At 73.2% G+C, this 23653-nt stretch carries 20 protein-coding genes; 11 read left to right on the top strand and 9 right to left on the bottom strand.

The features are described from left to right. The first annotated feature begins 35 nt into the window (after positions 1 to 35). A complete protein-coding gene (locus ACW14Y_RS24775) occupies positions 36 to 296 on the top strand; it encodes an exodeoxyribonuclease VII small subunit (protein ID WP_380312532.1) in 261 nt (86 codons plus the stop codon). A gap of 121 nt (positions 297 to 417) precedes the next feature. Then, positions 418 to 1017 (top strand): malonic semialdehyde reductase, encoded by a 600-nt coding sequence (locus ACW14Y_RS24770; RefSeq protein WP_380312534.1) that lies wholly within the window; start codon positions 418 to 420, stop codon positions 1015 to 1017. 160 nt (positions 1018 to 1177) lie between these two features. Here the strand turns inward: ACW14Y_RS24770 and ACW14Y_RS24765 are convergent, their stop codons facing one another. Continuing rightward, complete coding sequence (locus ACW14Y_RS24765; RefSeq protein ID WP_380442367.1) at positions 1178 to 1714, bottom strand: DUF4245 domain-containing protein; 537 nt, start codon at positions 1712 to 1714, stop codon at positions 1178 to 1180. 225 nt (positions 1715 to 1939) lie between these two features. Between ACW14Y_RS24765 and glpX the strand changes: the two genes are divergently transcribed. Next, entirely contained in the window at positions 1940 to 2980 is a 1041-nt protein-coding gene (gene glpX / locus ACW14Y_RS24760) for a class II fructose-bisphosphatase (RefSeq protein WP_266271283.1), read from the top strand. Positions 2981 to 3162: 182 nt separating this feature from the next. On the opposite strand, the gene ACW14Y_RS24755 is transcribed toward glpX, so the two are convergent. Both ACW14Y_RS24755 and ACW14Y_RS24750 read right to left on the bottom strand, forming a co-directional pair. After that, a complete protein-coding gene (locus tag ACW14Y_RS24755; RefSeq protein WP_266271827.1) occupies positions 3163 to 3516 on the bottom strand; it encodes a WhiB family transcriptional regulator in 354 nt (117 codons plus the stop codon). Positions 3517 to 3957: 441 nt separating this feature from the next. After that, complete coding sequence (locus ACW14Y_RS24750) at positions 3958 to 4683, bottom strand: DUF1707 SHOCT-like domain-containing protein (RefSeq protein ID WP_380311453.1); 726 nt, start codon at positions 4681 to 4683, stop codon at positions 3958 to 3960. A 222-nt stretch (positions 4684 to 4905) separates the two neighbouring features. On the opposite strand from ACW14Y_RS24750, the gene ACW14Y_RS24745 reads away from it, so the two are divergent. Beyond that, positions 4906 to 6597: a fumarate hydratase gene (locus tag ACW14Y_RS24745; protein ID WP_456983578.1), complete on the top strand. Its 1692-nt coding sequence runs from the start codon at positions 4906 to 4908 to the stop codon at positions 6595 to 6597. A 162-nt stretch (positions 6598 to 6759) separates the two neighbouring features. Here ACW14Y_RS24745 and ACW14Y_RS24740 read toward each other — a convergent pair whose 3' ends face one another. Further along, entirely contained in the window at positions 6760 to 7521 is a 762-nt protein-coding gene (locus ACW14Y_RS24740) for a GntR family transcriptional regulator (protein WP_266271281.1), read from the bottom strand. Positions 7522 to 7740: 219 nt separating this feature from the next. On the opposite strand from ACW14Y_RS24740, the gene ACW14Y_RS24735 reads away from it, so the two are divergent. Then, complete coding sequence (locus ACW14Y_RS24735) at positions 7741 to 8028, top strand: hypothetical protein (RefSeq protein ID WP_380384890.1); 288 nt, start codon at positions 7741 to 7743, stop codon at positions 8026 to 8028. Between the two features lie 515 nt (positions 8029 to 8543). On the opposite strand, the gene ACW14Y_RS24730 is transcribed toward ACW14Y_RS24735, so the two are convergent. Beyond that, positions 8544 to 8798: a hypothetical protein gene (locus ACW14Y_RS24730; RefSeq protein ID WP_380311449.1), complete on the bottom strand. Its 255-nt coding sequence runs from the start codon at positions 8796 to 8798 to the stop codon at positions 8544 to 8546. Positions 8799 to 9015: 217 nt separating this feature from the next. Here ACW14Y_RS24730 and ACW14Y_RS24725 point away from each other — a divergent pair, with 217 nt between their 5' ends. From ACW14Y_RS24725 to ACW14Y_RS24715, 3 genes are all read left to right on the top strand, one after another. After that, positions 9016 to 11994, top strand: a complete 2979-nt coding sequence (locus ACW14Y_RS24725; protein ID WP_380311451.1) for an AfsR/SARP family transcriptional regulator — start codon at positions 9016 to 9018, stop codon at positions 11992 to 11994. A gap of 647 nt (positions 11995 to 12641) precedes the next feature. After that, positions 12642 to 13370, top strand: coding sequence for a class I SAM-dependent methyltransferase (locus ACW14Y_RS24720; RefSeq protein WP_380311976.1), 729 nt, complete (start codon positions 12642 to 12644; stop codon positions 13368 to 13370). 118 nt (positions 13371 to 13488) lie between these two features. Beyond that, on the top strand, positions 13489 to 15402 hold the full coding sequence (locus ACW14Y_RS24715) for a SpoIIE family protein phosphatase (RefSeq protein WP_380442361.1): 1914 nt from the start codon (positions 13489 to 13491) through the stop codon (positions 15400 to 15402). Positions 15403 to 15482: 80 nt separating this feature from the next. On the opposite strand, the gene ACW14Y_RS24710 is transcribed toward ACW14Y_RS24715, so the two are convergent. Continuing rightward, entirely contained in the window at positions 15483 to 17681 is a 2199-nt protein-coding gene (locus ACW14Y_RS24710) for an MMPL family transporter (protein ID WP_456983577.1), read from the bottom strand. A gap of 160 nt (positions 17682 to 17841) precedes the next feature. Between ACW14Y_RS24710 and ACW14Y_RS24705 the strand changes: the two genes are divergently transcribed. Beyond that, positions 17842 to 18465 carry a TetR/AcrR family transcriptional regulator gene (locus tag ACW14Y_RS24705; RefSeq protein ID WP_380311970.1) on the top strand — a complete coding sequence of 208 codons (624 nt, stop codon included), beginning with the start codon at positions 17842 to 17844 and terminating at the stop codon, positions 18463 to 18465. A gap of 64 nt (positions 18466 to 18529) precedes the next feature. Here the strand turns inward: ACW14Y_RS24705 and ACW14Y_RS24700 are convergent, their stop codons facing one another. Then, entirely contained in the window at positions 18530 to 19483 is a 954-nt protein-coding gene (locus ACW14Y_RS24700; protein ID WP_380311967.1) for a LysR substrate-binding domain-containing protein, read from the bottom strand. 192 nt (positions 19484 to 19675) lie between these two features. Here ACW14Y_RS24700 and ACW14Y_RS24695 point away from each other — a divergent pair, with 192 nt between their 5' ends. Then, positions 19676 to 20227 (top strand): peroxiredoxin, encoded by a 552-nt coding sequence (locus ACW14Y_RS24695; protein ID WP_266271272.1) that lies wholly within the window; start codon positions 19676 to 19678, stop codon positions 20225 to 20227. A gap of 3 nt (positions 20228 to 20230) precedes the next feature. Then, positions 20231 to 20773, top strand: coding sequence for an alkyl hydroperoxide reductase (locus ACW14Y_RS24690; protein ID WP_266271271.1), 543 nt, complete (start codon positions 20231 to 20233; stop codon positions 20771 to 20773). A gap of 73 nt (positions 20774 to 20846) precedes the next feature. Here the strand turns inward: ACW14Y_RS24690 and ACW14Y_RS24685 are convergent, their stop codons facing one another. After that, positions 20847 to 22331: an AI-2E family transporter gene (locus ACW14Y_RS24685; protein WP_456983576.1), complete on the bottom strand. Its 1485-nt coding sequence runs from the start codon at positions 22329 to 22331 to the stop codon at positions 20847 to 20849. Between the two features lie 457 nt (positions 22332 to 22788). Continuing rightward, a complete protein-coding gene (locus ACW14Y_RS24680; protein WP_327074096.1) occupies positions 22789 to 23559 on the bottom strand; it encodes an aggregation-promoting factor C-terminal-like domain-containing protein in 771 nt (256 codons plus the stop codon). Between the last annotated feature and the right edge of the window lie 94 nt (positions 23560 to 23653).

The raw sequence follows: 23653 nt of genomic DNA, 5'->3' as shown, positions 1-23653 counted from the left end.
GCGGGCTGTCGGTCCGGCCCCCTAGGCTGGCTCCCATGGCAGACGAGGAGCAGAGCACGGCGGCGGCCGTGGAGGCACCGACCGCGGACGACGCGCTGGGGTACGAGCACGCCCGGGACGCGCTGCTGGAGGTGGTCCGGCAGCTGGAGAACGGCGGCACCTCGCTGGAGGAGTCGCTGGCGCTGTGGGAGCGCGGCGAGCAGCTGGCGAAGGTCTGCCAGCGCTGGCTGGACGGCGCGCGGGCCCGGCTGGACGCCGCGCTGGCCGCCGAGGAGGACGCTCCGCCGCGGGGGTGACGCAGGTCACGTGCGACCCGGGGAACAGTTGAATGTTCACCCATGTTGGGAACGTCTGACCGGCTGCGGCCGGTCGGCACGACGACCCCCCAGCTTCTTCCTCCCCCGAGGTGCACTGATTATGACCACCGACGCCCTGGTTCTCGACGCCGCCGCCCAGGACCTGCTGTTCCGCGAGGCCCGCACGGCCAACTCCTTCACCGACGAGCCGGTCTCCGACGAGCAGATCCAGGCCATCTACGAGCTGGTCAAGTTCGGCCCGACGGCGATGAACCAGCAGCCGCTGCGGGTCGTCCTGGTGCGCTCGGCCGAGGGCCGCGAGCGCCTGGTCCAGCACCTCGGTGAGGGCAACAAGGCCAAGACCGCCGCCGCCCCGCTGACCGCGATCCTCGCCGTGGACAACGAGTTCCACGAGGAGCTGCCGACCGTCTTCCCGCACTTCCCGGCCGCCAAGAGCTACTTCAGCGAGCGCCCGGTCCGCGAGGCCTCGGCCGCGATGAACGGCGCCCTGCAGGCCGGCTACTTCATCATCGGCGTGCGCGCCGCCGGCCTGGCCGCCGGCCCGATGACCGGCTACGACGCCGAGGGCATCAACAAGGAGTTCTTCACCGACGGCGAGCACTCGGTGCTGGCCGTGGTGAACATCGGCAAGCCGGGCGAGAACGCCTGGTACCCGCGCTCGCCGCGACTGGCCTACGACGAGGTCGTCACCACCGTCTGAGCCACCGCCTCCCGAGTCACCTCCGCCCGGACCGGGGCCGCCCCCGAGGCCCCGGACCCGGACGGCGCGAGGGCCCCGCACGCAGCGCGTGCGGGGCCCTTCCGCGTTCCTGCCGGGTGCTCCCGGAGCGGAGATCTCCGCTCCGGGAGCGGGAACCGGACTACTTCAGCGCCCGCGCCAGCTCCGCCAGCTCCTCGTAGGAGGCGGTGCCGGTCAGCACCGTGGTGGCGCTGCCGGTCTGCACCGTGATCGCCCGCGCCTTCGGACCCTGGACCCGCTCCCAGGCCTGCCCGGCGACGTCCTCGGTGCCGTCCGGCTTGCCGCCGGCCACCGTCGCCTTGAGCACGTCGTCGCGCGCGACGTCGCTCTGCTCCACCGCCGCGTACTGGCCCGAGGGGGTGACGAAGCCCAGGTGCCAGGCGTTGCCCTTGCCGTTGTTGGTCGCCGCCGCGTTGTACGTCACCGAGGTGGCCCGCCACTTCGGTGACAGGCCCTCCGGGACGAGCAGCGGGTACGGCGCGGCGCGCTTGGCGCTGGCCGCGGCCACCCTGTAGTCCACCGGGCGCACCCCGTCGCCGTCCGCGTCGTGCGGCAGGAACAGGTACCCGACCCAGACCACGACGCCGACGGCCAGCATCGACAGGACCATGTCCCGTACGGTCTGCCGGCCCCTCATGCCCTTGCTCTCTCCAGCCACCCCCACATGGTGACTCATGCCGACGCGATCGCCCGCACCCGGGGTGGCCGCGTCGGGGTGCCGAGGCCCGCCGAGGGGCAAAAGCCGCCCCCGCCGGTCCGTGGGGGGACCCGCGCCACAGACAGTCATGTCGTGGGCAGATACGATCGCAAGACCCTCACCACGGCGTTCGACCAGGCAGTAGTCGGGCGCTTACTGGCCGTCGCGTACAGAGAGGTAACGACGATGACCACGCAGTACCCGCACCATCTCCCCAGCTCCCTCGAGGTCGCGCCCGAGGCTCCTGACCGGAACCTCGCGCTCGAACTCGTCCGGGTCACCGAGGCCGCCGCGCTCGCCGCCGGCCGCTGGGTCGGCCGTGGCGACAAGAACGGCGCCGACGGCGCCGCCGTCCGGGCCATGCGCACCCTCGTCTCCACCGTCTCGATGAACGGCGTCGTCGTCATCGGCGAGGGGGAGAAGGACGAAGCCCCGATGCTCTACAACGGCGAACGGGTCGGCGACGGCACCGGTGCCGAGTGCGATGTCGCGGTCGACCCCGTCGACGGCACCACCCTCACGGCCAAGGGCATGAACAACGCGGTCGCCGTCCTGGCCGTCGCCGACCGCGGCACCATGTTCGACCCGAGCGCCGTGTTCTACATGGACAAGCTGGTCACCGGGCCGGAGGCCGCCGACTTCGTCGACATCACCGCCCCGACGGCCGTCAACATCCGCCGGGTCGCCAAGGCCAAGGGCATCGCCGTCGAGGACGTCACCGTTGTCGTCCTGGACCGCCCCCGCCACCAGGGCCTGATCCAGGAGATCCGCGAGGCCGGCGCCCGGATCAAGTACATCTCCGACGGCGATGTCGCCGGCGCCATCATGGCCGCCCGCGAGGGCACCGGCGTCGACCTGCTCATGGGCATCGGCGGCACCCCCGAGGGCATCATCGCCGCCTGCGCGATGAAGTGCATGGGCGGCGTGATCCAGGGCCGGCTCTGGCCCAAGGACGACGCCGAGCGGCAGAAGGCCATCGACGCCGGGCACGACCTCGACCGGGTGCTCAGCACCGACGACCTGGTCAGCGGCGAGAACGTGTTCTTCGTCGCCACCGGCATCACCGACGGCGAGCTGCTGCGCGGTGTGCACTACCGCCAGGAGACCGCCACCACCAGCTCGCTGGTCATGCGCTCCAAGAGCGGCACCATCCGCGAGGTCCACGCCACCCACCGGCTGTCCAAGCTGCGGGCCTACAGCGCGATCGACTTCGACCGCGCCAACTGAACGACCCGAACGACCCCGTGACCGGGCCGCCCACCGGCGGCCCGGACCACGACGGAGCCACGACGAACCCGCGGCCTCGGCGAAATCCCCCTTCGCCGAGGCCGCGGGCGTGTGCCGCGGGCGTGCAGCCGGCCCGTCGGACCCGTGCCGACGCCCGGCCCGACGCCCGGCCCGGCGCCCGCTCACCCCGCGATCCGGCCCCTCGCCCCCGGCACCCGGACCGGCTCGCACAGCTCGACGTCCCGCCGGCGGCGCCGGGCCAGCACCACCCGGCGCTCGGCCGCCGTCAGCCCGCCCCAGACCCCGTAGGGCTCCGGCTGCGCCAGCGCGTGCTCCCGGCAGTCCAGCAGCACCGGGCAGCGGGCACACACCTGCTTCGCCTGCTCCTCGCGCGACAGCCGGGCCGCGGTCGGCTCCTTGGACGGCGCGAAGAACAGACCCACCTCGTCCCGCCGGCAGGCCGCGGCGGTGTGCCACGGACTGTCCTCGCCCGCGGGCTGCGCCGGGGGCCGCTCCAGCAACTGCGCCGCGACCACCGGCGAGGCGGCGGCGGACGGCCGCCCGACCGGCGACGGGGCGGCCGGCGACGGGGCGGCCGGCGACGGGGCGGCGGCGGAGGTGGTGCGGGACTCGATCGGATGCAGCACGGCCGTACTCCTGACGAGGCTCTCGGACACGGGGATGCTCGCTCCCCTGCCCGGCTGCGGGGTCCCCGTTCACACCCGGGCCGGCCTCAGGCCGCCTCCGGTACGCAGCCGTACAAGAAGCGATGTGCCAGAGGAACTACCCCACGGCGCCAGGATTCATGCACACTGCACGCAACCGACTACAGCGTGCACCCGACACAACGACGAGTGCCCGGCCGGGAGTTGTCCCCGGCCGGGCACCGGACCGGCCGCCGAGCGGCGGAGTCCGTCGTTCCGTATGCGCCCCGGCGTCCCTCCGGACCGTTCCGTCCGACCGCCGGGCCCGCGGGCTCAGTCGGCGCCGAGCTGCTTGCGCACCCACTCCTTGAGCTTCTTGCCCCGGCGCGGCTTGGCCTCGCAACCGCCGAACACCGCGGTGCCCTTGACCCGCACCACCGGGGCGTACGGGTCCGCCGCGGTCTGCTCCTTGACGTCGAAGCCGCCGAAGATGCCGACGCCGCCGCCGTGCAGGCTGACGTTCTCCGGCACCTTGATCTCCACCCCGCCGAAGATCGCCACCACGTCGATCACCACCTCGGGCGACTCGAACACGGCGTCCGTCAGATCGATCTCGACCCCGCCGAAGATCGCCACCGCGCGCAGGTTCGACCCCACCCGCCACCGGCCCTTGCGGGACGAGCCGCCGAAGACCGCCAGCATGGTCGGGGCCTCGTTGCGGGCCGGCAGCCGCACCGGGCCGTCCGGACGCGGGGCCGCGGCCGGGTCGCCCAGCGGCGGCTTCTCGAAGGAGATCCCGCTGTGCACCGGAAGGTCCCGGGTCAGCGGCACGAGGTCGCCCAGGGTCTTGGCCGCGTACGCCGCCTCGATCCGCTCGGCGTGCTCCTCGACGTCCAACCGCCCCTCGGCGTAGGCGTCGCGCAGCAGTTCCGCCACCCGCTCGCGGTCGGCGTCCGAGGCCCGGATCTCGGCCTCCGCCACCGGGGCGTGCGCGGGTCGGGCGGGCGGCGTCGCCGCAGGCTTGGTCATCGGTACGGCCCCCCGGCCCTGATCGTCCATCCGCTGGTCCTGCGGGTCCTTCGACGGCGAGTTCTCCACGGGCCCAGCCTAGTCAACCGGGCAAGCCCCGTCCCCACCGGTGGGTGACCCCGGTCACGCAGGCTGACCTTCCCGCGTGGGCGATTCGCGCGCGGCCTACCCTTGAGGGTGCTTTCGCCCTCCAGGGTGCTTCGCCGACGCAGCCGGAACACTGGCAACACTGGACATCTAAGGACCGCCCCCATGGCTCCCACGCCGGACTTCGAGTACAGCGACCTTCTCCCCCTGGGCGCTGACCCGACCCCCTACCGCAAGCTCACCTCCGAGGGTGTCTCCACCTTCGAGGCCGGCGGCCGGACCTTCCTCCAGGTCGAGCCCGAGGCCCTGCGGCTGCTCACCGCCGAGGCGATGCACGACATCTCGCACTACCTCCGCCCGGCCCACCTCGCCCAGCTGCGCCGCATCCTGGACGACCCCGAGGCCAGCCCCAACGACCGCTTCGTCGCGCTGGACCTGCTGAAGAACGTCAACATCTCGGCCGGCGGCATCCTGCCGATGTGCCAGGACACCGGCACCGCGATCATCATGGGCAAGCGCGGCCAGAACGTGCTGACGGCCGGCGGCGACGAGTCCGCGATCGCGCGCGGGGTGTTCGACGCGTACACCAAGCTCAACCTGCGGTACTCCCAGATGGCCCCGGTGACCATGTGGGACGAGAAGAACACCGGCAACAACCTGCCGGCCCAGATCGAGCTGTACGCCACCGACGGCGACGCCTACAAGTTCCTCTTCATGGCCAAGGGCGGCGGCTCGGCCAACAAGTCGTACCTGTACCAGGAGACCAAGGCGATCCTGAACGAGGCGAGCATGCTCTCGTTCCTGGAGCAGAAGATCCGCTCGCTGGGCACCGCCGCCTGCCCGCCGTACCACCTGGCCATCGTGATCGGCGGCACCAGCGCCGAGTTCGCGCTGAAGACCGCCAAGTACGCGTCCGCGCACTACCTGGACCAGCTGCCGACCTCCGGCGACGCGAAGACCGGCCACGGCTTCCGGGACCTGGAGCTGGAGGCCAAGGTCACCGAGCTGACCCAGAAGATCGGCATCGGCGCCCAGTTCGGCGGCAAGTACTTCTGCCACGACGTGCGCGTGGTCCGGCTGCCCCGCCACGGCGCCTCGCTGCCCGTCGCGATGGCCGTCTCCTGCTCCGCCGACCGCCAGGCCCTGGGCAAGATCACCGCCGAGGGCGTCTTCCTGGAGCAGCTGGAGACCGACCCGGCGAAGTACCTGCCGGAGACCACCGACGAGGCCCTGCTGATCAGCGGCTCCGCCGGGGGCGTCGACGGCGCGGTGCGGATCGACCTCGACCAGCCGATGTCCGCGATCCGCGCCGAGCTCTCCAAGTACCCGGTGAAGACCCGGCTCTCGCTCACCGGCACCCTGGTCGTCGCGCGCGACATCGCGCACGCCAAGATCAAGGAGCGCCTGGACGCCGGCGAGGGCATGCCCAAGTACCTCCAGGACCACCCGGTCTACTACGCCGGCCCGGCCAAGACCCCCGAGGGCTTCGCCTCCGGCTCCTTCGGCCCCACCACGGCCGGCCGGATGGACTCCTACGTCGACCAGTTCCAGGCCGCCGGCGGCTCCATGGTCATGCTCGCCAAGGGCAACCGCTCCAAGCAGGTCACCGACGCCTGCGCCGCGCACGGCGGCTTCTACCTCGGCTCCATCGGCGGCCCGGCGGCGCGCCTCGCCCAGGACTGCATCAAGAAGGTCGAGGTCCTGGAGTACGCCGAGCTGGGCATGGAGGCCGTCTGGCGGATCGAGGTCGAGGACTTCCCGGCCTTCATCGTGGTCGACGACAAGGGCAACGACTTCTTCCGCGAGACCACCGAGGGCCCGCTGATCACCAGCCTGCGGGTCCGCTCGAAGGAGTAGCGCACACCGGGGGCGGGCCTGCCGCTCCCCTCGAACCGCCGCCCCGGCCGCCGTCCGCGCCCGGGGCGGTGGCGTGTCGGACACCGGGCCTCAGGTGTCGGGCGTCAGGCGTATCGGACACCGGGCGTCGGGCGTCAGGCGTCAGGCGTCAGGCGTCAGGCGTCAGGCGTCGAAGTCGTACTCCAGGACGTAGGAGGCCGCGTCCAGGATCATCTCGTTCAGCTCGACGACCTGGCCCTCGTCGGCGAAGGCGGTCCGGCAGATGAGGATCACCGGGGTCCCGGCGGAGAGCTCCAGCCGGGCGGTCTCCTCGGCGGCCGGCATCCGGGAGCGGACCTCCTCGCGGAAGTGCACCGGCTTGGCGCCTATCTCGGCCAGCCGCGCGTAGGTGCCGCCCGGGCCGGTGTCCTCACGGGTGATGGCGGTACCGGCCACGAGTCCGGCCGGCAGGTAGGAGGTCGACAGCAGTACCGGCTTGCCGTCCAGGACGAAGCGCCGGTGCCGCACGCACATCGGCTCGCCCGGGTCGACGCCGAGCACCCGGGCCACGTGCTCGGGCGCGCCCTGCTCGGTGACCGACACCTGGTCGACGACCAGGGTGCGGTTGTCGATGTCGGCCGACCATATCGAGCGGCCCGAGCCCCACTGGCCCTGGGCGAGCCGCTGGATCCCGCGCCGGCGCAGCGGCCGGAAGTCCCGGACGAAGACGCCGGCCCCGCGGCGGGCCTCGGCGATGCCCTCGCTCTGCAGCACACCGAGTGCCTGACGGGCGGTCATCCGGGCCACGCCGTAGACGTCCATGAGGTCGTTCTCGCCGGGCAGCCGGTCGCCCGCCCGGTACTCGCCGGCGTCGATGGCCGCCTTCAGCGTGTCGGCGATCCGTTGGTACTTGGGCTGCTTCTCGCCGCTGCTGCTGCCGACCATCGCCTTCTCCCTCGTCCTCTCGGAAATCGTAGGCGCGCCCGCGGCCGCCGGTAAGCCGATAGGACCGGCTGGACCGTTGACATCTCTAGAGATATTAGCTTCTCTAGAGATGCTGGGTAGTCGCAGAGCAGAGCCGAACCAAAAAGCCAAGCCACGACAGCGACCAGGGCCGGCCACCACCGTCGCCGCGCCCGCACCGGAGCAGCAAGGAGCAGCGCGGTGAGCATCCGAAAGCGCGCCGCCGCGGCCTACCGGCCGCGCGTGGGGGAATCCGTCCTCGACACCAGGACCGGACGCACCGGCATCTACATGGACACCATCGGCGGGGAGCACTACCTCCGCCCGCCCGAGGGCGGTTGCGAGTGGACCGCCCGCCCCGAACACGTCACCCCGGCCGGCCCGGCCGACGGCGGGAGCGCCGGCGCCGCCGACGCCGACCCGGCCGACCCCACCAGACCCGCCGGCCGCGCCGACCCGGCACCGACCGCCCCCGCCCACGCGGCCTGACCCCTCACCCGGCGGGGCAAGCCCGACGGCGAATTCCGGCCACCGGGTACACGCACGGGCCGCTCGCCGCGACGGCGGGCGGGCCGCCGGGAGGACCGTGCGGACATGTGCCGGAGGCATGTGCCGTCAATTCCCGCAAATGCCCCCGGCGCCCGAGGTGCGGACATCACTCGCGGATCCACCCCGGCCGAAACGGCCGCCGCGACGAACAGCGCGAGATCGACTCGTATACACATAGGCGATTTCCGCCGATATCAGTCCGGAATTGGCGACCCCGATTCCCCGCACCGAACGACCGGCCGACGCGGAACGCGCGAGCGCCCCGCACCGCCGGTGGCGGGGTGCGGGGCGCTCGGTGCCGTGTGGGCTACGGGTGACCGGCGATGACTCCGGCGGAGGCGCCGGTGGCCGTCACGAGGTAGCCGGTGGTCACCACGATCGCCGAGACGGCGACGATCGCGAGGCGACGAAGGTTCTTCACGCGTGTTCCCCCCGGAACTGCTGTTGTGAGGTCCTTACGGGTGGCTCGCGATGACACCCTGCGGCTGGCGCTCCTTCCCCGGCTCCACGGGGGCCGAGTCCTCCACGTACTGGGCCTCGTCGCCGAAGATGTCGTCCTCGAGGTCCGCCTTGCGGTCCGCGGTCGGCTCGGCGTACTCGGCCGGGTTCGCGGTCGCGGCGACGGCACCCTCGACGGCCTGGCCCGCCTCCGCCGTCACAGCCTGGTCGGCCTGGATCGGCTCGGGGGTCTCGCTCTGGTTGTTGGCCACGGACGGACCGCCTTTCGGTCATCAAGTGTCTTCCGCCCCACCGGCTTGGCACGGGCGCCGAGTCAGTATCGTAGGGTTGATTAAATGTCCGATAAACATCGTGCGGCTGACCGTGCCGTCCGGCAGAGTCGGCCCCCCGCCTAAGCTGAAGCCACCACAACGGCGGAACCGCCGAGCGCCCTACCGGGAAATCGACACCAGGCCATCGGGGGACTACATGGAGTTTCGGGAGACGCCGCCTGCTCCGGCGCTGCGCTTCCAGGTACTCGGTCCGGTCCAGGCCTGGCTCGACGGCAGGCAGCTCGCCCTCGGCTCCCCGCAGCAGCAGGCCGTCCTGACCATGCTCCTGCTCCACGCCGGCCGCCCGGTCACCACCCAGGACCTCGTCGACGGACTCTGGGGCGACCGACCGCCCACCCAGGCCGTCGCGGCGCTGCGCACCTATGTCTCCCGGCTGCGCACAGTCATCGAGCCCCGCCGCGAGGTACGCCGCCCCGCCGAGTTCCTGGTCTCGGTCGCCGACGGCTACGCCCTGCAGATCCCCGGCGAGTCCCTCGACATGACCGTCTTCGAGCAGCTCGCGGTCGAGGCCGCGACCGCCCGCGGCGCCGGGGACCTCGACAACGCCCACCACCTGCTGGTCCGCTCGCTGGCGCTGTTCGCCGGCCGGCCGCTCACCGGTGTCCCCGGCCCGTACGCGGACTCCCAGCGGCAGCGGCTGGCCGAGCGCCAGGTGTCGGTGGCCGAGGAACGCTGCGCGGTCGCGCTCGACATCGGCCTGCACGCCGAGGTGGTCGGCGAGCTGAACGCGCTCACCGCCGAACACCCGCTGCGCGAGCGGCTGCGCGAACTGCTGATGCTCGCGCTGTACCGCTGCGGCCGGCAGGCGGAGGCGCTCGGCGTCTACACCGACACCCGGAAGCTGCTGATCGACGAACTGGGCGTCGAACCGGGCGCCGGACTGTCCACCATGCACTCCCGGATCCTCGCCGCCGACCCGGCGCTGGCCCTCCCGGCCGCCCCCGCGCCGCCGGCCGCCGCCCGCGAGGAGGGGCCCGCCGCTCCGCCCGCACCGGCCCAACTCCCGGCGGACGTCTCCGACTTCAGCGGCCGCACCGACATGGTGGCCGACCTCTCCACCGTCCTCATGAATGCCACCGGCCAGGCCGTGGTGGTCACTTCGCTGGCCGGCATCGGCGGCGTCGGCAAGACGACCCTCGCCGTGCACGTCGCCCACCGGGTCCGCGCGGAGTTCCCGGACGGGCAGCTCTACGTCGACCTCCGCGGCGCGGGCGCCTCACCGGCCGACCCGGCCGTGGTGCTCGGTGACTTCCTGCACGCGCTCGGCGTCACCGACAACCCGGACTCGCTGGAGCAGCGCGCCGCCCTCTACCGGTCCCTGCTCGCCAGCCGGCGGATGCTGATCCTGCTGGACAACGCCCAGGACGCCGAGCAGATCCGCCCGTTGATCCCCGGGGTCTCCAGCTGCGCGGTGCTCGCCACCAGCCGCTCCCGACTGGCCGGCATCCCCGGCGCACACCTGGTGGACGTCGAGGAGCTGACCCCGGAGGAGGCGCTGGCGCTCTTCTCCGCGATCGTGGGCGAGCAGCGCGTCGCCGCCGAGCCCGAGGCGGCCATGGCCGTGGTGACCGCCTGCGGCTTCCTGCCGCTCGCGGTCCGCATCGCCGCCGCCCGGCTCGCCAGCCGCCCCCGGTGGAGCGTCTCCGACCTGGCCCGTCGGTTAGCCGATCAACGGCGGCGCCTGGACGAGCTGCAGCTCGGCAACCTCGCCGTGGAGACCACCATCGGACTCGGGTACGGACAGCTGTCCCCCGCCGAGGCCCGCGCCTTCCGCCTGCTCTCGGTCGTGGACGCGCCGGACCTGCCGCTGGCGGCGGTGTCGGCGCTGCTCGGCATCCCCGAGACCGAGGCCGAGGACCTCGCCGAGGCACTGGTCGAGGCCAACATGCTGGAGACCTTCTCCGCGGGCCGCTACCGGTACCACGATCTGCTCCGGCTCTACGCCCAGCGGCAGAACGAACGGGTGGGGGACATCGAGGAGCAGCAGGCCGCCCTGCTGCGACTGCTCGACCTGCTGCTCGCGACGGTCTGCAACGCGGCCCGCGCCATCGAGCCCGACGACCAGCTGCCCGCACCGCTGAACGCGCCGGCTTCGCTCGGCATCCCCCTCGTCACCAGCGAGTACTCCCAGGAGTGGCTGCGGGCCGAGATCGGACTGCTGCTCAGCTCCGTCGAAGCGGCCGTCCAGGGACCGAGCGGTCTGCTGCGGCCCGCCGTCGACCTGCTGATCATCCTGGACAGCCTGGTGGAGGATCCGACGCACGGGCCTCGGGTCCGGCGCCTGCTGGAGACGGCCGAACGGCACGCGGAGGAGCACGGGGACGCGGCGGCACTGGCCCGGGTCCACTTCGCCTTCGGCACCCTGCAGTCCGTCACCGGCGACTTCCAGAGCGCCGAACAGTCGCTGCGCAAGAGCCTCGGCCTGCTGCACCCCGAGGACCTGACCGTCATGCGGTCGATGGCGGCGAACACCCTCGGCATCATCCTGAGCCTCGGCAGCCGCCCGGCGGAGGCCGCGCCGTTCTTCGAACAGGCCCTCACCATCAGCCGCGTCGTGGGTGCCCCGATCGGTGAGGCGCGACTGCTCGCCAACCTGGCCAGGGCCCAGCTCGGGCTGGGGCAGACCGAACAGGCCGTCCGCTCCGTCACCGAGGCGGTCGCCACCGCGCGCGCCTCGAAGAACGGCCCGTGCCTGGCCGACACCCTCTACCAGCTCGGCGTGGTGCTGTCCTCGGCGGAGGACCCCACCAGCGCGGTCGGGCACCTGCGCGAGTCCCACCGGCTCTACCAGTCGCAGCAGAACCGCCTGCGGGAGGGCTACACCCTCGCCCGCCTCTCCTCCTCGCTGCTCGCCGCCGGCCAGCAGGCCGAGGCGGCGGAGACGGCCGAGGAGTCACTGGCGATCGGGCTTGAGATGGACTCCGCCTACTGCCAGGGCCTGGCGAACGCCGCACTGGGCGAGGCGTTGCTCGGCCTCGCCCAGCCGGCACGCGGACTGGCGTGCCTGCGCGAGGCGCACGCCGTCTTCACGCGGCTCGGTGTGCCCGAGGCCTCCCCCGTGGCGGACCTCATCTCCCAGCAGCACACCGAGCCCTTCCCTCCCCCCGCGCCGTAGGGCCCCGTTCCCCCGTACTTCCCCCCTGGGACCCTCCCCGTGAGCGTTCGGTGCTCCCGCAGCCCCCCGGCTGCGGGAGCACCTTCAACGCTTCCCCGGCGCTGGACTCCACTGTGCACCGCGCCGATTGACGTTCGATAAACGTCGGATTGTCGGCCCGCCGATCGACAGAACCGCAGGTCAGCGGGGTCGAACCGGCTCACCGTACGGCGTGCGCGCCCCGGACGCACCACCTCCGCCCGCGCCCTGTGCTTCCGGGGAGGGGGGTGCCGTCGGCCAACCGCCACGAGTTGGCCGAAAACGGACCCCACGGCGGAGTGATCACGCATATTCTCGGATTCCAGTACACACACAAGTGCACTTCTCCGGTGGAGCATCCGGCAAAAGGCAGCGCGGCGGCGCTCCCGCAGTGCAGAGTGTCCCTGTGCAAAGAGTCTGTGCAAAGTGTCAGAGTGCAGTCAGCGTGGCAATGCAGTCAGTGTGACGCGGGGAGCGTGACGTACCGCCACCGGCAGCGGGCCGGCGGGGCAGCGCGGGCGCCGGGAGGAGACGGCGGTCCTGCCTCGCGCCTCGACCGGCCGACCGGAGGCCCGGCCGAAAGGTGCCTCTCAATCGTGACGACCGGACAGATATCGGATCCGTTCCCCATCGACGAGGACGCGGGCGGCGGTCCCGACGTCCTGCGCCGCCGGGCCGCGCGCGCCCTGCAGGCGGTCGCCTTCGACACGATCGGCACCGGATACGCGGAGGCGTTCCCCTCCAAGCACGGCCAGCTGGCCTGCGGACGGCGGCTGCTGGCCCGGCTGGACCCGGGCGCCGCGGTGCTGGACGTCGGCTGCGGCAGCGGCGAGCCGACCGTCCGCCAGCTGGTCGCGGCCGGGGCGCGGGTCACCGCCGTCGACCTGTCGGACGTCATGCTGACCCTGGCCCGGGAGGCCCACCACCCCGGACCGCACCCGCCGGCCCTGCACCGCATCGACATGTACGACCTCGCGACCGAACGCGCCGACTCGGCCTGGAACCTGCCGGAGCTCGGGCCCGCCGGGCGGGGTACCTTCGACGCCGTCACCGCGTTCTTCTCCCTGATCCTCCTCCCCCAGGACGAGATCCCGACCGTGCTGGCCCGGCTGCGCGCCCTGCTGCGGCCCGGCGGACTGCTGGCGCTGGGTATGGTCGAGGCGGACCTGGACCACGTTCCGCTGCCCTTCCTCGGGCGGGAGCTGCGGATCAGCGGGTACCTGCGGGAGGATCTCGAACGGGTCCTGCTGGACGCCGGGTTCGTGATCGAGGAGCAGGAAGGGCGTCCGTACGCGCCGGCCAGCACCACGCTGCCGCCGGAGGAGCAGCTCTTCCTCCGCTGTCGGCGGGTCGGCTGACGACCGGTCGGCACCCGCCGGACCCCTGCGGCGCCGACGGCGCGGCGGACCGGAGCACGACCGCACACCACAGAGCAGCAACAGGCCCCAGACCGTACCGATCCCAGGACAGGCACCCGTGCGCGACCAGCTCAAACCCGAGGCCGGACAGCCGCCTGCCCTGCCGACCCCGCGCCGACCGCCGTCACCCCCGCCACCACCGGCCCGGGCCGGGTCCCAACAGCCGGAGCAGCCGGAGCAGCCGCAGCAACCGGACCGGCCGGACCAGCGGCCCCGGCCGCCGGACCGGGTCGCCGAGCGCCTCGCCTACCTCGACTCCGCGACCCGGCGGATCAACAGCGCGCTCGACCTGGCCGCCACCCTGCGCAACGTCGGCCGGGTGCTGGTCCCCGCCCTCGCCGACGCCGCCGTCGTCCACCTGCGCGACCCGCTGCCCAACGTCGAACGCGAGCCCGGCTTCCCCGAGCAGCTGCGGATCCACCACAGCCAGGGCACCCGGCTGGGCCGGCGCGGCCGCCCGGCCGGCGACGACGGGCGCGACCGCTACGGGGACCGCTACGGCAGCCGGTACGGCGCGCGTTCCACCGCCGACACCGGCCCGGCCACCCCGGTCACCCGCGGCGGCGCGCTCGCCCACACCCTGCTCAGCCGCCGCCCCGCCGAACCGGTCGTGCTCGGCTCCGCCGAGGACAGCGGCAGCGCCCGCACCACCGAGCTGCTGCGCGAGCTGTACGGCGCCCGGGGCCTGGCCAGGCTCAGCCCCGGCACCTCGGTGCTCGCCCTGCCGCTGCGCGGCCGCAAGGCCGTGCTCGGACTGCTGGTGCTGATCCGGCGCCCGGAGGAGAAGAGCGGACGGCCCGGCTTCGACGCCGCCGACACCGCGACCGCCACCCACCTCGCCACCCAGGCCGGGCTGGCCGTGGACACCGCGCTGCGGTACGCCCGCGAGTGGGAGATAGCCAACGAGCTCCAGCGCAGCATGCTGCCGCTGCGCCTGCCCCAGCCGCACGGCGTCCGGCTCGCCCAGCGCTACCTGCCCGGGGAGCGCGGCGCCCAGGTCGGCGGCGACTGGTACGACGCGGTGCCGCTGCCCGGCAACCGGGTGGCGCTGATCGTCGGCGACGTGATGGGCCACTCGCTCACCTCGGCCGCCATCATGGGCCAGCTCCGCACCAGCGCGCAGACCCTGGCCGCCCTCGACCTGCCGCCGCACGAGGTGCTCTACCACCTGGACGAGCAGGCCCAGCGGCTCGGCCGCGAACAGCACCTGGCGACCTGTGTCTACGCCGTCTACGACCCGATCGCCAACCGGGTGGTGCTCGCCAACGCCGGGCACGTGCCGCCGGTGCTCGTCCAGCCGGACGGCACGGCCGAGCTGCTCGACCTGGAGGCGGGCGCGCCGATCGGCGTCGGCGGGGTGGACTTCTCCTCCGTCGAACTGCCCGCGCCGCCGGGATCGGCCCTGTTGCTGTTCACCGACGGTCTGGTGGAGACCCGCAGCCGACCGCTCAGCGACGGTCTCGAACTGCTCCGCGCCCGGCTCTCGGGCACCCTGCGGCACGCCCCCGAGCACCTCTGCCAGGAGGCGCTGCGGATCCTGCCGCCGGGCGACCGGGGCGACGACATCGCCCTGCTGGCCGCCTGCTTCGACGGCATCCCGGCCGGGGACGTCGCGCACTGGTACCTCCAGCCGCGCAACGAGACGCCGGGGCGGGCGCGCCGGCTGGCCGCGCACACCCTGCGCCGCTGGGGGCTGGAGGAACTGACCGAGGCGACCGAGCTGATGGTCAGCGAGCTGGTCACCAACGCCGTCCAGCACGCCACCCGCCCGGTGACGCTGAGCCTGGTCCGCACCACCCGGCTGCGCTGCGAGGTCGGGGACGACAGCCCGCTGCTGCCCCGGCCGCGGCGGACCGGGCCGGAGGACGAGCGCGGACGGGGCCTGCAGATCGTGGCCCGGTGCGCCGAACGCTGGGGCGCGACCCGGCTGGGCACCGGCAAGGTGGTCTGGTTCGAGCAGCGGCTGCCGTAGTACTCGCGGCCGAGCAGAGCGGCTGCCCCCGGCGCGGTACGCCGGGGGCAGCCCCTGGGTCCTGCTCGGTCGACCCCGGCTCAGACCCGCTCGGGCTGCTTCGCCCCCGGGTCGGCGGCGGGCGACCCGGCCGCCGGCTCCAGCCGGGCCATCAGCTGCTCGCCCTCCATGTCGACCCGCGGCACCACCTTGTCCAGGCTCTTCGGGAACCACCAGGCCGCCCGTCCGAACAGCGCCATCGCGGCCGGCACCAGGGCCATCCGCACCACGAAGGCGTCCACCAGCACGCCCACCGCGAGCGCGAAGCCGATCGGCTGGACGATCGGGTCGTGGCCGAAGACGAACGAGCCGAACACCGCGACCATGATCAGCGCGGCCGCCGTGACCACCCGGGCGCCGTTCTTCACCCCGGCCACCACGGCCTCGCGCGGCGCCATGCCGTGCACATGGTGCTCCTTCATCCCGGAGACCAGGAACAGCTCGTAGTCCATCGCGAGCCCGAACAGCACGCCGATCAGCAGGATCGGCACGAAGCTGACCACCGGGCCGACCTTCGGCACGTCGATCAGACCGTCCAGCCAGCCCCACTGGTAGACCGCGACGACGGCGCCGAGCGAGGCCGTGATCGAGAGCAGGAAGCCCGCCACCGCCTTCAGCGGCACCAGGATCGAGCGGAAGGCGAGCGCCAGCAGCACCAGCGCGATGCCCACGATCACCGCGACGAACGGCGGCAGCGCGTCGCTCAGCTTGGCGGAGACGTCGATGTTGGCGGCCGTGGTGCCGGTGACGTCGATCCGCGCGCCGGTCTCCGCCCGGAGGGCGTCGCGCTGGTCGCGGATGTCGGTGACCAACTGCCGGGTGTCGGCGTGGTCCGGGCCGGTCCTCGGGATGACCGGGACGAGCGCGGTGCCGCTGGGCCCGTCGAACTGCGGCGGGAGCAGCGTCCGGACCCCCGGCAGCGCGCCGAGCCGCCCGGCCACGCCCTGGACCGCCTGCTCCGGCTGCGCCGCCCCGGCGGCGTCGACCACCACGACCAGCGGCGCGTTGAAGCCGGGGCCGAAGCTGTGGTCGACGAGGTCGTACGCGGTGCGGGCGTCGGTGCCCTTGGCCTGCGAACCGCCGCCCGGCAGGCCGAGGGTGAGGCTCGCGGCCGGCACGGCGAGCGCGACCAGGGCGGTGAGGCCCACCAGCAGCACGGCGAGCGGACGGCGCACCACGAAGCCCGCCCAGCGTTCGCCGAGCGTCGTGCGCCCCGTGGTCCGGCGCCGCCGGACCGGGAGCCGGTCGATGCTCCGACCGGCGAAGCCGAGCACCGCGGGCAGCAGGGTGATCGCCACCAGCACCGCGACCACCACGGCGGCGGAGGCGGCCAGGCCCATCACGGTCAGGAACGGCACCCCGGCGACGGCCAGTCCGGCCAGCGCGGCGACGACGGTGAGTCCGGCGAACACCACCGCGCTGCCGGCGGTGGCGTTGGCGCGGGCGGCGGCCTCCTCCGGCTCCAGGCCCTCGGCGAGGTGGCGCCGGTGCCGGGAGACGATGAACAGGGCGTAGTCGATGCCGACCGCGAGGCCGACCATCAGCGCCAGCACGGGCGCGGTCGAGATGACCTCGAAGGAGCCGGCCACGGTGAACACCCCGGCCATCGCGATCCCGACCCCGACCAGCGCGGTGACCAGCGGGAGTCCGGCCGCGACCAGTGACCCCAGGGTGACCACCAGGACCAGCCCGGCCACGATCAGGCCGATCACCTCACCGCCGTCGACCTGGGCCATCTTGTTGTAGGCGTCGCCGCCGAAGGCCACCGTGACACCGGCCGCGCGGGCCGGGTCGGCCGCCGCCCTGACCGCGTCGCGCTGCTGGTCGGTGATGTCGCCGAGCTTGCTGTCGAAGGAGACCAGGCCGAGCGCGACCGTGCCGTCCGGGGAGACCGCGCCGGTGGTGTAGGGGTCGGGGATGTCCGCGACCCCGGGGACGGCGGCGATCCGGGCGACCGCCTCGCCGACGGCCCGGGCGTTCTCGGGGCCCGCGATGCCGCCGGCCGCGTCGCTGCGGAAGACCACCTGGGCGGAGCCGTGGCCCTGGGCCGGGAAGGTGTCCTTGATCCGGTCCAGGGTGGCCTGGGCCTCGGTCCCGGGGACCTTGAACTCCTCGGTGGTCCCGCCGCCGAAGGCCGCGGCCCCGCCGCCGATCGCGATCAGCAGGGCGAGCCAGACGGCGAGGACGGTTCTCCTCCGGCGGAAGCAGAGGCGGCCCAGGCGGTACAGGTACGTGGCCATGCGTGCACCTTCGATCGGGTCGTTCGGGCAGGCGGGAGCGCGGTGCGCGGTCGTGCTCCTCACCGTACGCGCAACCTTGTCGCATGACAAAGTCGAGTGACGCGAACAGGCGACGAGATCATTCGATCCGGTTGTCCGAACATGGCGATACCCTGGCCCAATGGCTCATGTCCCGGCCGCCGAGCGGCGCCCCCAACTGATCCAGGCCGCGATCGACCTGATGGCCCGCGAGGGGATCGCCGCCGGCAGCACCCGCGCGATCGCGGCGGAGCTGGGCGTGGCACAGGCGACGGTGCACTACACCTTCGGCACCAAGAAGGACCTCTACCGGGCCGTCGTCGAGCAGCTGACCGCCGAGTTCATCGGCCAGGTCCGGGCCTCGGCCCCCGCCGAGGGCCCGTTCGGCGAGCAGGTCCGGACGATGGTCCACGCCCTCTGGGACAGCGTCGTCGGCGAGGACGGCAAGTGCGCGCTGATCACCGAGTTCTCCGCGATGGCGCTGCGCGACCCGGACCTGCAGGAGACCATGCGGGCGCTCCAGCACGAGATCGAGGACACCGCCGCCGCGCTGCTCACCGGGCTCGCCGCCGCGCACGGGCTGACGCTGCCGGTGCCCGCCGGGGAGGTCGCGGTGTACTTCCTGGCCGGCTTCAACGGCCTGAGCGACCGCTACCTGGTCCTCAAGGCCGCCGGCGAGGACCCAGAGGCGGAGTCCCGCCGGGCGCTCGACCTGCTCGTGGCCACCACCGTCGGCCTCTGCCTCGGCGCGGCCGCGCGGTCCTGAGCGGGCCGTGCGGACCGGAGCGGCCGCGCCGGGGGCGGGCGCTCCCGACGCGGGGCCGCCGCTGTCAGGACTGGACGATCCGGACCGGCAGCTCGGCCAGCACCTCCCGCAGCGAGGCCGCGAAGCGGTCGTACTCGCCGCTGCGGGCCGAGCCCGGCCGGGCGGCGAGCCCGATCCGGCGGCCCGGCGCGGGCGCGGCGAAGCGGACGGCGGCCAGCCGGTCGGCCCGCCCCGCCTCGACGTCCAGCGCGGTGGCGGGCAGCAGGGTCACCCCGAGACCGCCCGCCACCAGCTGGACCAGGGTGGACAGGCCGGCCGCCCTGGTGGTCGAGCCGCCGGGGTCGGCGCCGACCTCCCGGCAGATGTCGAGGGCCTGGTCGCGCAGGCAGTGGCCCTCCTCCAGCAGCAGCACGTCCAGGTCGAGCAGCACGTCGCGGGCCACGTCCACCTGCCCGGCCAGCTCGTGCTCGGGCGGGGTGACCAGGACGAAGTCCTCGTCGAACAGCGGGATGTCCCGGGTCGGCGTGGCGCCGCCGGCCGGCAGCGCGAGCAGCAGGACGTCCAGCCGCCCGGCGGCCAGGCCCTCCAGCAGCGAGGGCGTCCGCTCCTCGTGGACGTGCAGCTCCAGCTCCGGGTAGCGGTCGCGGACCAGCCGCAGCACGGTCGGCAGCAGGTACGGGGCGACGGTCGGGATGACGCCCAGGTGCAGCGGCCCGGTGAAGGGCCGGCGGGCGGCGTCCACCTCCTCGGTGAGCGCCTGCACGGAGGCGAGCACCCGGCGCGCGTGCTCCAGGACGCGCTCACCCAGCGGAGTGATCATGACCCGGCGCGTCGTACGCTCGACGAGCTGCGCGCCCAGCGACTCCTCCAGCGCCGCGACCGCCCCGGAGAGCGCCGGCTGGCTCGTACCGGTGGCCGCCGCGGCCTCCCGGAAGTGCCGGTGCTCGGCCACCGCGACGAAGGCCCTGAGCTGCGCGACCGTCGGCGCCCGGGGGGCGCGCGAGGTGGCGTTCCCCACAGCCGCGTCGGGTTTACGGGCGGGGGCCCCGCGACGGGCGGGGCGGGAGGGGGGCGTGGGACTGTTGATAACCATCTCCGATCAATCACATCGAGTGTAGCTATTTCCCTGATCAGTCCACGATGTGGAATGGTGGAGACCGTTCCGCAAAACGGACAAACTCCCCTCGTCTCAACTTCAGGAGAAGCGAACGTGCTCACGATCGGTGACAAGTTCCCCGAGTTCGAACTCAACGCCTGCGTCGACCTGGACGCCGCGAACGCCTTCGCCGAGATCAACCACAAGTCCTACGAGGGCAAGTGGAAGATCGTCTTCTTCTGGCCGATGGACTTCACCTTCGTCTGCCCGACCGAGATCGCCGCGTTCGGCAAGCTGAACGACGAGTTCGCCGACCGCGACGCCCAGATCCTCGGCGTCTCCGGCGACTCCGAGTTCGTGCACCACGCCTGGCGCAAGGACCACAAGGACCTCCGCGACCTGCCGTTCCCGATGCTGGCCGACGTCAAGCACGACCTGATGCGCGCCTGCGGCGTCGAGGCCGAGGACGGCACCGCCCAGCGCGCCGTCTTCATCGTCGACCCGAACAACGAGATCCAGTTCGTCATGGTGACCGCCGGCTCCGTCGGCCGTAACCCCAAGGAGGTCCTGCGGGTGCTGGACGCCCTGCAGACCGACGAGCTGTGCCCCTGCAACTGGACCAAGGGCGAGGACACCCTCGACGCCCAGGCCCTGCTGGCCGGCTGACCCATGGCCCTCGACGACCTGAAGTCCGCCCTCCCGGACTACGCCAAGGACCTCAAGCTCAACCTGGGCTCGGTCATCGGCAACTCCGACCTCCCCGCCCAGCAGCTGTGGGGCACCGTGCTCTCCTGCGCGATGGCCACCCGCAGCCCCGCCGTGCTGCGCGAGCTGGAGCCCGAGGCCAAGGCCAACCTCTCCCCGGAGGCGTACAACGCCGCCAAGGGCGCGGCCGCGGTCATGGGGATGAACAACGTCTACTACCGGACGCTGCACCTGCTCTCCGACAAGGAGTACAGCAGCATGCGGGCCGGTCTGCGGATGAACATCATCGGCACTCCCGGCGTCGAGAAGGTCGACTTCGAGCTCTGGTGCTTCGCGGTCTCCGCGATCAACGGCTGCGGCCAGTGCCTCGACTCGCACGAGGCCGTCCTGCGCAAGGCCGGCGTCGACCGCGAGGTCGTCCAGGCCTCGATGAAGATCGCCGCCGTCCTCCAGGCCGTCGCCGGCGTCCTCGACTCCGAGGCCGCCCTGGCAGGCATCACCGCCTGACCCGCACCACCACGAATCGGGCCCCTCGCCCCCGGACTCCGGTCCGGGGGCGAGGGGCCCGATTCGTGGTGGGTCAGGGGGTCGGGGGGCGGGTGGCGGCTTCGCGGGCGGCTTCGAGGGCGGTGAAGACGGCCTGGCCGGCCTCGTTGCGGCGGCGGAGGTGAGTGACCACGGTGTTGGTGACCGCGATCAGGGGGACGGCGACGATGGCGCCGCCGATGCCGCCGATGATCGATCCCGCGGCCACGCCGAGGACGACGCCGAGCGGGTGGACCCGGACGGCGCGGCCGAGGATCAGCGGCTGGAGGACGTGGCCCTCGATCTGCTGGACGGCGATCAGGACCACCAGCACCATCAGCGCCGTCCACGGTGTCGTGGTGACGAGCGCGATCAGGACCGCGACGGTGCCGGTGACCAGCGCGCCGACCAGCGGGACGAAGGCGCCGAGGAAGATGATCACCGCGAGCGGCAGCGCCATCGGCACGCCGAGCAGTTGGATCCCGACCCCGATGCAGACCGCGTCGATGAACGCCACGCAGACGGTGCCGCGGACGTAGGCGGTGAGCGTGGCCCAGGCCTTGGGGCCCGCGCCGGCCATCGCGTACCGGGAGTGCCTGGGCAGCCCGCGCAGGGCCCAGTTCCAGATCCGCTCGCCGTCGTAGAGCAGGAAGAAGGTGGTGAAGAACGCCAGCAGGACGGCGGTCAGCACCTCGACCGCGATCTGCGCGCCGGTGAGGCTGGCGGAGGTGATCTGCTCGCTGTTGGTGCTGATCGCCTTGGTGATCTGGTTGGCGAAGTCGGTGATCTGCTGCTGGGTCAGGTGCAGCGGCCCGGTGATCAGCCAGTCCCGCAGTTGGTCGACACCGGCCTTGACCTTGCTGGTGACGGTCTCCAGGTTGGTGGTCACCTGCCAGACCACGAACCAGCCGACCAGCCCGATGCCGGCCAGTCCGCTCATGAACACTCCACCGGCGGCCAGTGAGCGCGGCACCCCGTGCCGGCGCAGCCAGGAGACCGTGGGCTCCAGCAGCGCGGAGATCAGCAGCGAGGCGAGCACCGCGAAGGCGACCAGCCTCAGCATGTCGACGATGTAGAAGACGACGTAGAGCGCGGCACCGAGCAGCAGCAGCCGCCAGGTGGACTCGGCGGCGACCCGCAGGCCCCACGGCACCGCCTCGGCGGGGGTGGCCGGCCGGCCGAAGTGGCCGTGCGGGGGCAGCGGGGCGGCGGCGGGGGCGGCCACCGGCGCGGCGGTGGGGGCGGTCGCAGCGGCGGGGACGGGCGGTGCGGTCACCGGGACGGGCGCGGCGGCGACCGCCGCCGCCACCGGTACGGCGGCACCGCGCGGGCCGGGCAGCGGGCCGGGCAGCAGCCGGGCGGCCGGATCCGACGCCGGATCCGCCCGGTCCAGCTGGTCCACCGGGTGCGGCGGATGGAGAGTCTCGTGGAAGTCGGCCGCCATCGCGGCCCGTCGGCGCCGTTCGATGACGGCGGCCGCGCTCGCCACCACGGCCATGCCCTTGGCCACGGCCTTGAAGGCCTTTCCGCCCCGCGCCATGCTCGTTACCACTTCTCCCCGCCGGAGCCGCCCGGTGCGGCGGCACGCCGTGGGTCCCGCCACGGCCGTCAGGGATAGACGCTACCCGGCCGCGGTGCGGTGAGTCCGCCCGGTGAGCGCGATCCGCCCGGGTTCTTGCGGCGGGGGGCCGGTCGGGCGGGGGGCGATTCCGGGGCAAACCCGGATGTCCCCGGTGGTTTCAGGCACGGGACAGCGGGGAGGAGTGGGGCGGGAACCAGGAGCCATCTGTCGGCGGACCGGCCGGTGCGGGGAGCTACCAGGACCCCTCCCCGTCCCCGCGTCCGCACCAGGACCGCACCGCCCGTGGGCGCCATGGTCAGCGCCACCCGGGCGGCGCGGCCCGCTCCCGGACCGACGGCACCCGGAGCGCCGCAGCCCCGGACAAGCGAAACGCCGCAGCCCCCCGATCGTGATCGGGGGGCCGCGGCGGGCGTTCCTAGTACCAGTGGTGCGACTGCCAGAACGACCAGGCGCCACAGGGGCTGCCGTAGCGGCTGTTCATGTAGCCGAGACCCCACTGGATCTGGGTGGCCGGGTTGGTGCGCCAGTCGGCACCGGCCGAGGCCATCTTGGAGCCGGGCAGCGCCTGGACCAGGCCGTACGCGCCGGAGCTCTTGTTGGTGGCGGTGTAGTTCCAGCCGCTCTCGCGCTTCACGATCTGGCTGAAGCACTGGAACTGCGCGTCACTGCCGATGATCTGCTGGGCCAGCTCCTGCACCGAACCGGGGCTGACCGAGACCGGCGGAGTCGTCGGGGCACTGTCGGTGGCGGCCATCGCCGAACGCGCCTTGGAGCGGTTGGCGGCGGCCTCGTCGGCCTTCCGCTTCTCCTCGGCGGCCTTCGCGGCCTTGTCCGCCTCGACCTTGGCGGCAGCGTCGGCGGCCTCCTTGGCGGCGGCGTCGGCCTTGGCCTGCGCCTCGGCGGCGGCCTGCTGGCGCGCTGCCTCTTCGGCGGCCTTCTGCTCCGCGGCAGCCTTGGCGGCGGCGTCGGCAGCGGCCTGCTGGGCGGTCGCCTGCGAGCCGATGTTGTCGCTGATGGTCTGCGCCTGGGCGCCGGAGGGGACTTCGGCAAGCAGCGTCGCGCCGGCGACGTCGACCGTCTGCGTCGTCTTCGCCTCGCTGCCCGCGCCCATACCGACCACGGCACCGACAGCGGTGACGGCGGTGGCGGAGGCGACGGCGACTCCCCGGACCGAGATCCGAGTCACATGGATTCCTTCCAGCATCGCCCACGCGTGACCGTACAGGCGCAACATGCCCCTTGGCGCTGCCCTCCGTACGGTGCTGGTCACGGGAGGTACT

It is taken from the genome of Kitasatospora sp. cg17-2 (assembly GCF_054031055.1).
This window is presented reverse-complemented; position numbering and strand designations above follow the sequence as displayed.

Coding starts and splice junctions, on each gene's coding strand:
- ACW14Y_RS24775 (WP_380312532.1), top strand. CDS start 36: ATGGCAGACGAGGAGCAGAGCACGGCGGCGGCCGTGGAGGCACCGACC.
- ACW14Y_RS24770 (WP_380312534.1), top strand. CDS start 418: ATGACCACCGACGCCCTGGTTCTCGACGCCGCCGCCCAGGACCTGCTG.
- glpX (WP_266271283.1), top strand. CDS start 1,940: ATGACCACGCAGTACCCGCACCATCTCCCCAGCTCCCTCGAGGTCGCG.
- ACW14Y_RS24750 (WP_380311453.1), bottom strand. CDS start 4,683: ATGGACGATCAGGGCCGGGGGGCCGTACCGATGACCAAGCCTGCGGCG.
- ACW14Y_RS24745 (WP_456983578.1), top strand. CDS start 4,906: ATGGCTCCCACGCCGGACTTCGAGTACAGCGACCTTCTCCCCCTGGGC.
- ACW14Y_RS24740 (WP_266271281.1), bottom strand. CDS start 7,521: ATGGTCGGCAGCAGCAGCGGCGAGAAGCAGCCCAAGTACCAACGGATC.
- ACW14Y_RS24725 (WP_380311451.1), top strand. CDS start 9,016: ATGGAGTTTCGGGAGACGCCGCCTGCTCCGGCGCTGCGCTTCCAGGTA.
- ACW14Y_RS24710 (WP_456983577.1), bottom strand. CDS start 17,681: ATGGCCACGTACCTGTACCGCCTGGGCCGCCTCTGCTTCCGCCGGAGG.
- ACW14Y_RS24705 (WP_380311970.1), top strand. CDS start 17,842: ATGGCTCATGTCCCGGCCGCCGAGCGGCGCCCCCAACTGATCCAGGCC.
- ACW14Y_RS24690 (WP_266271271.1), top strand. CDS start 20,231: ATGGCCCTCGACGACCTGAAGTCCGCCCTCCCGGACTACGCCAAGGAC.
- ACW14Y_RS24685 (WP_456983576.1), bottom strand. CDS start 22,331: ATGGCGCGGGGCGGAAAGGCCTTCAAGGCCGTGGCCAAGGGCATGGCC.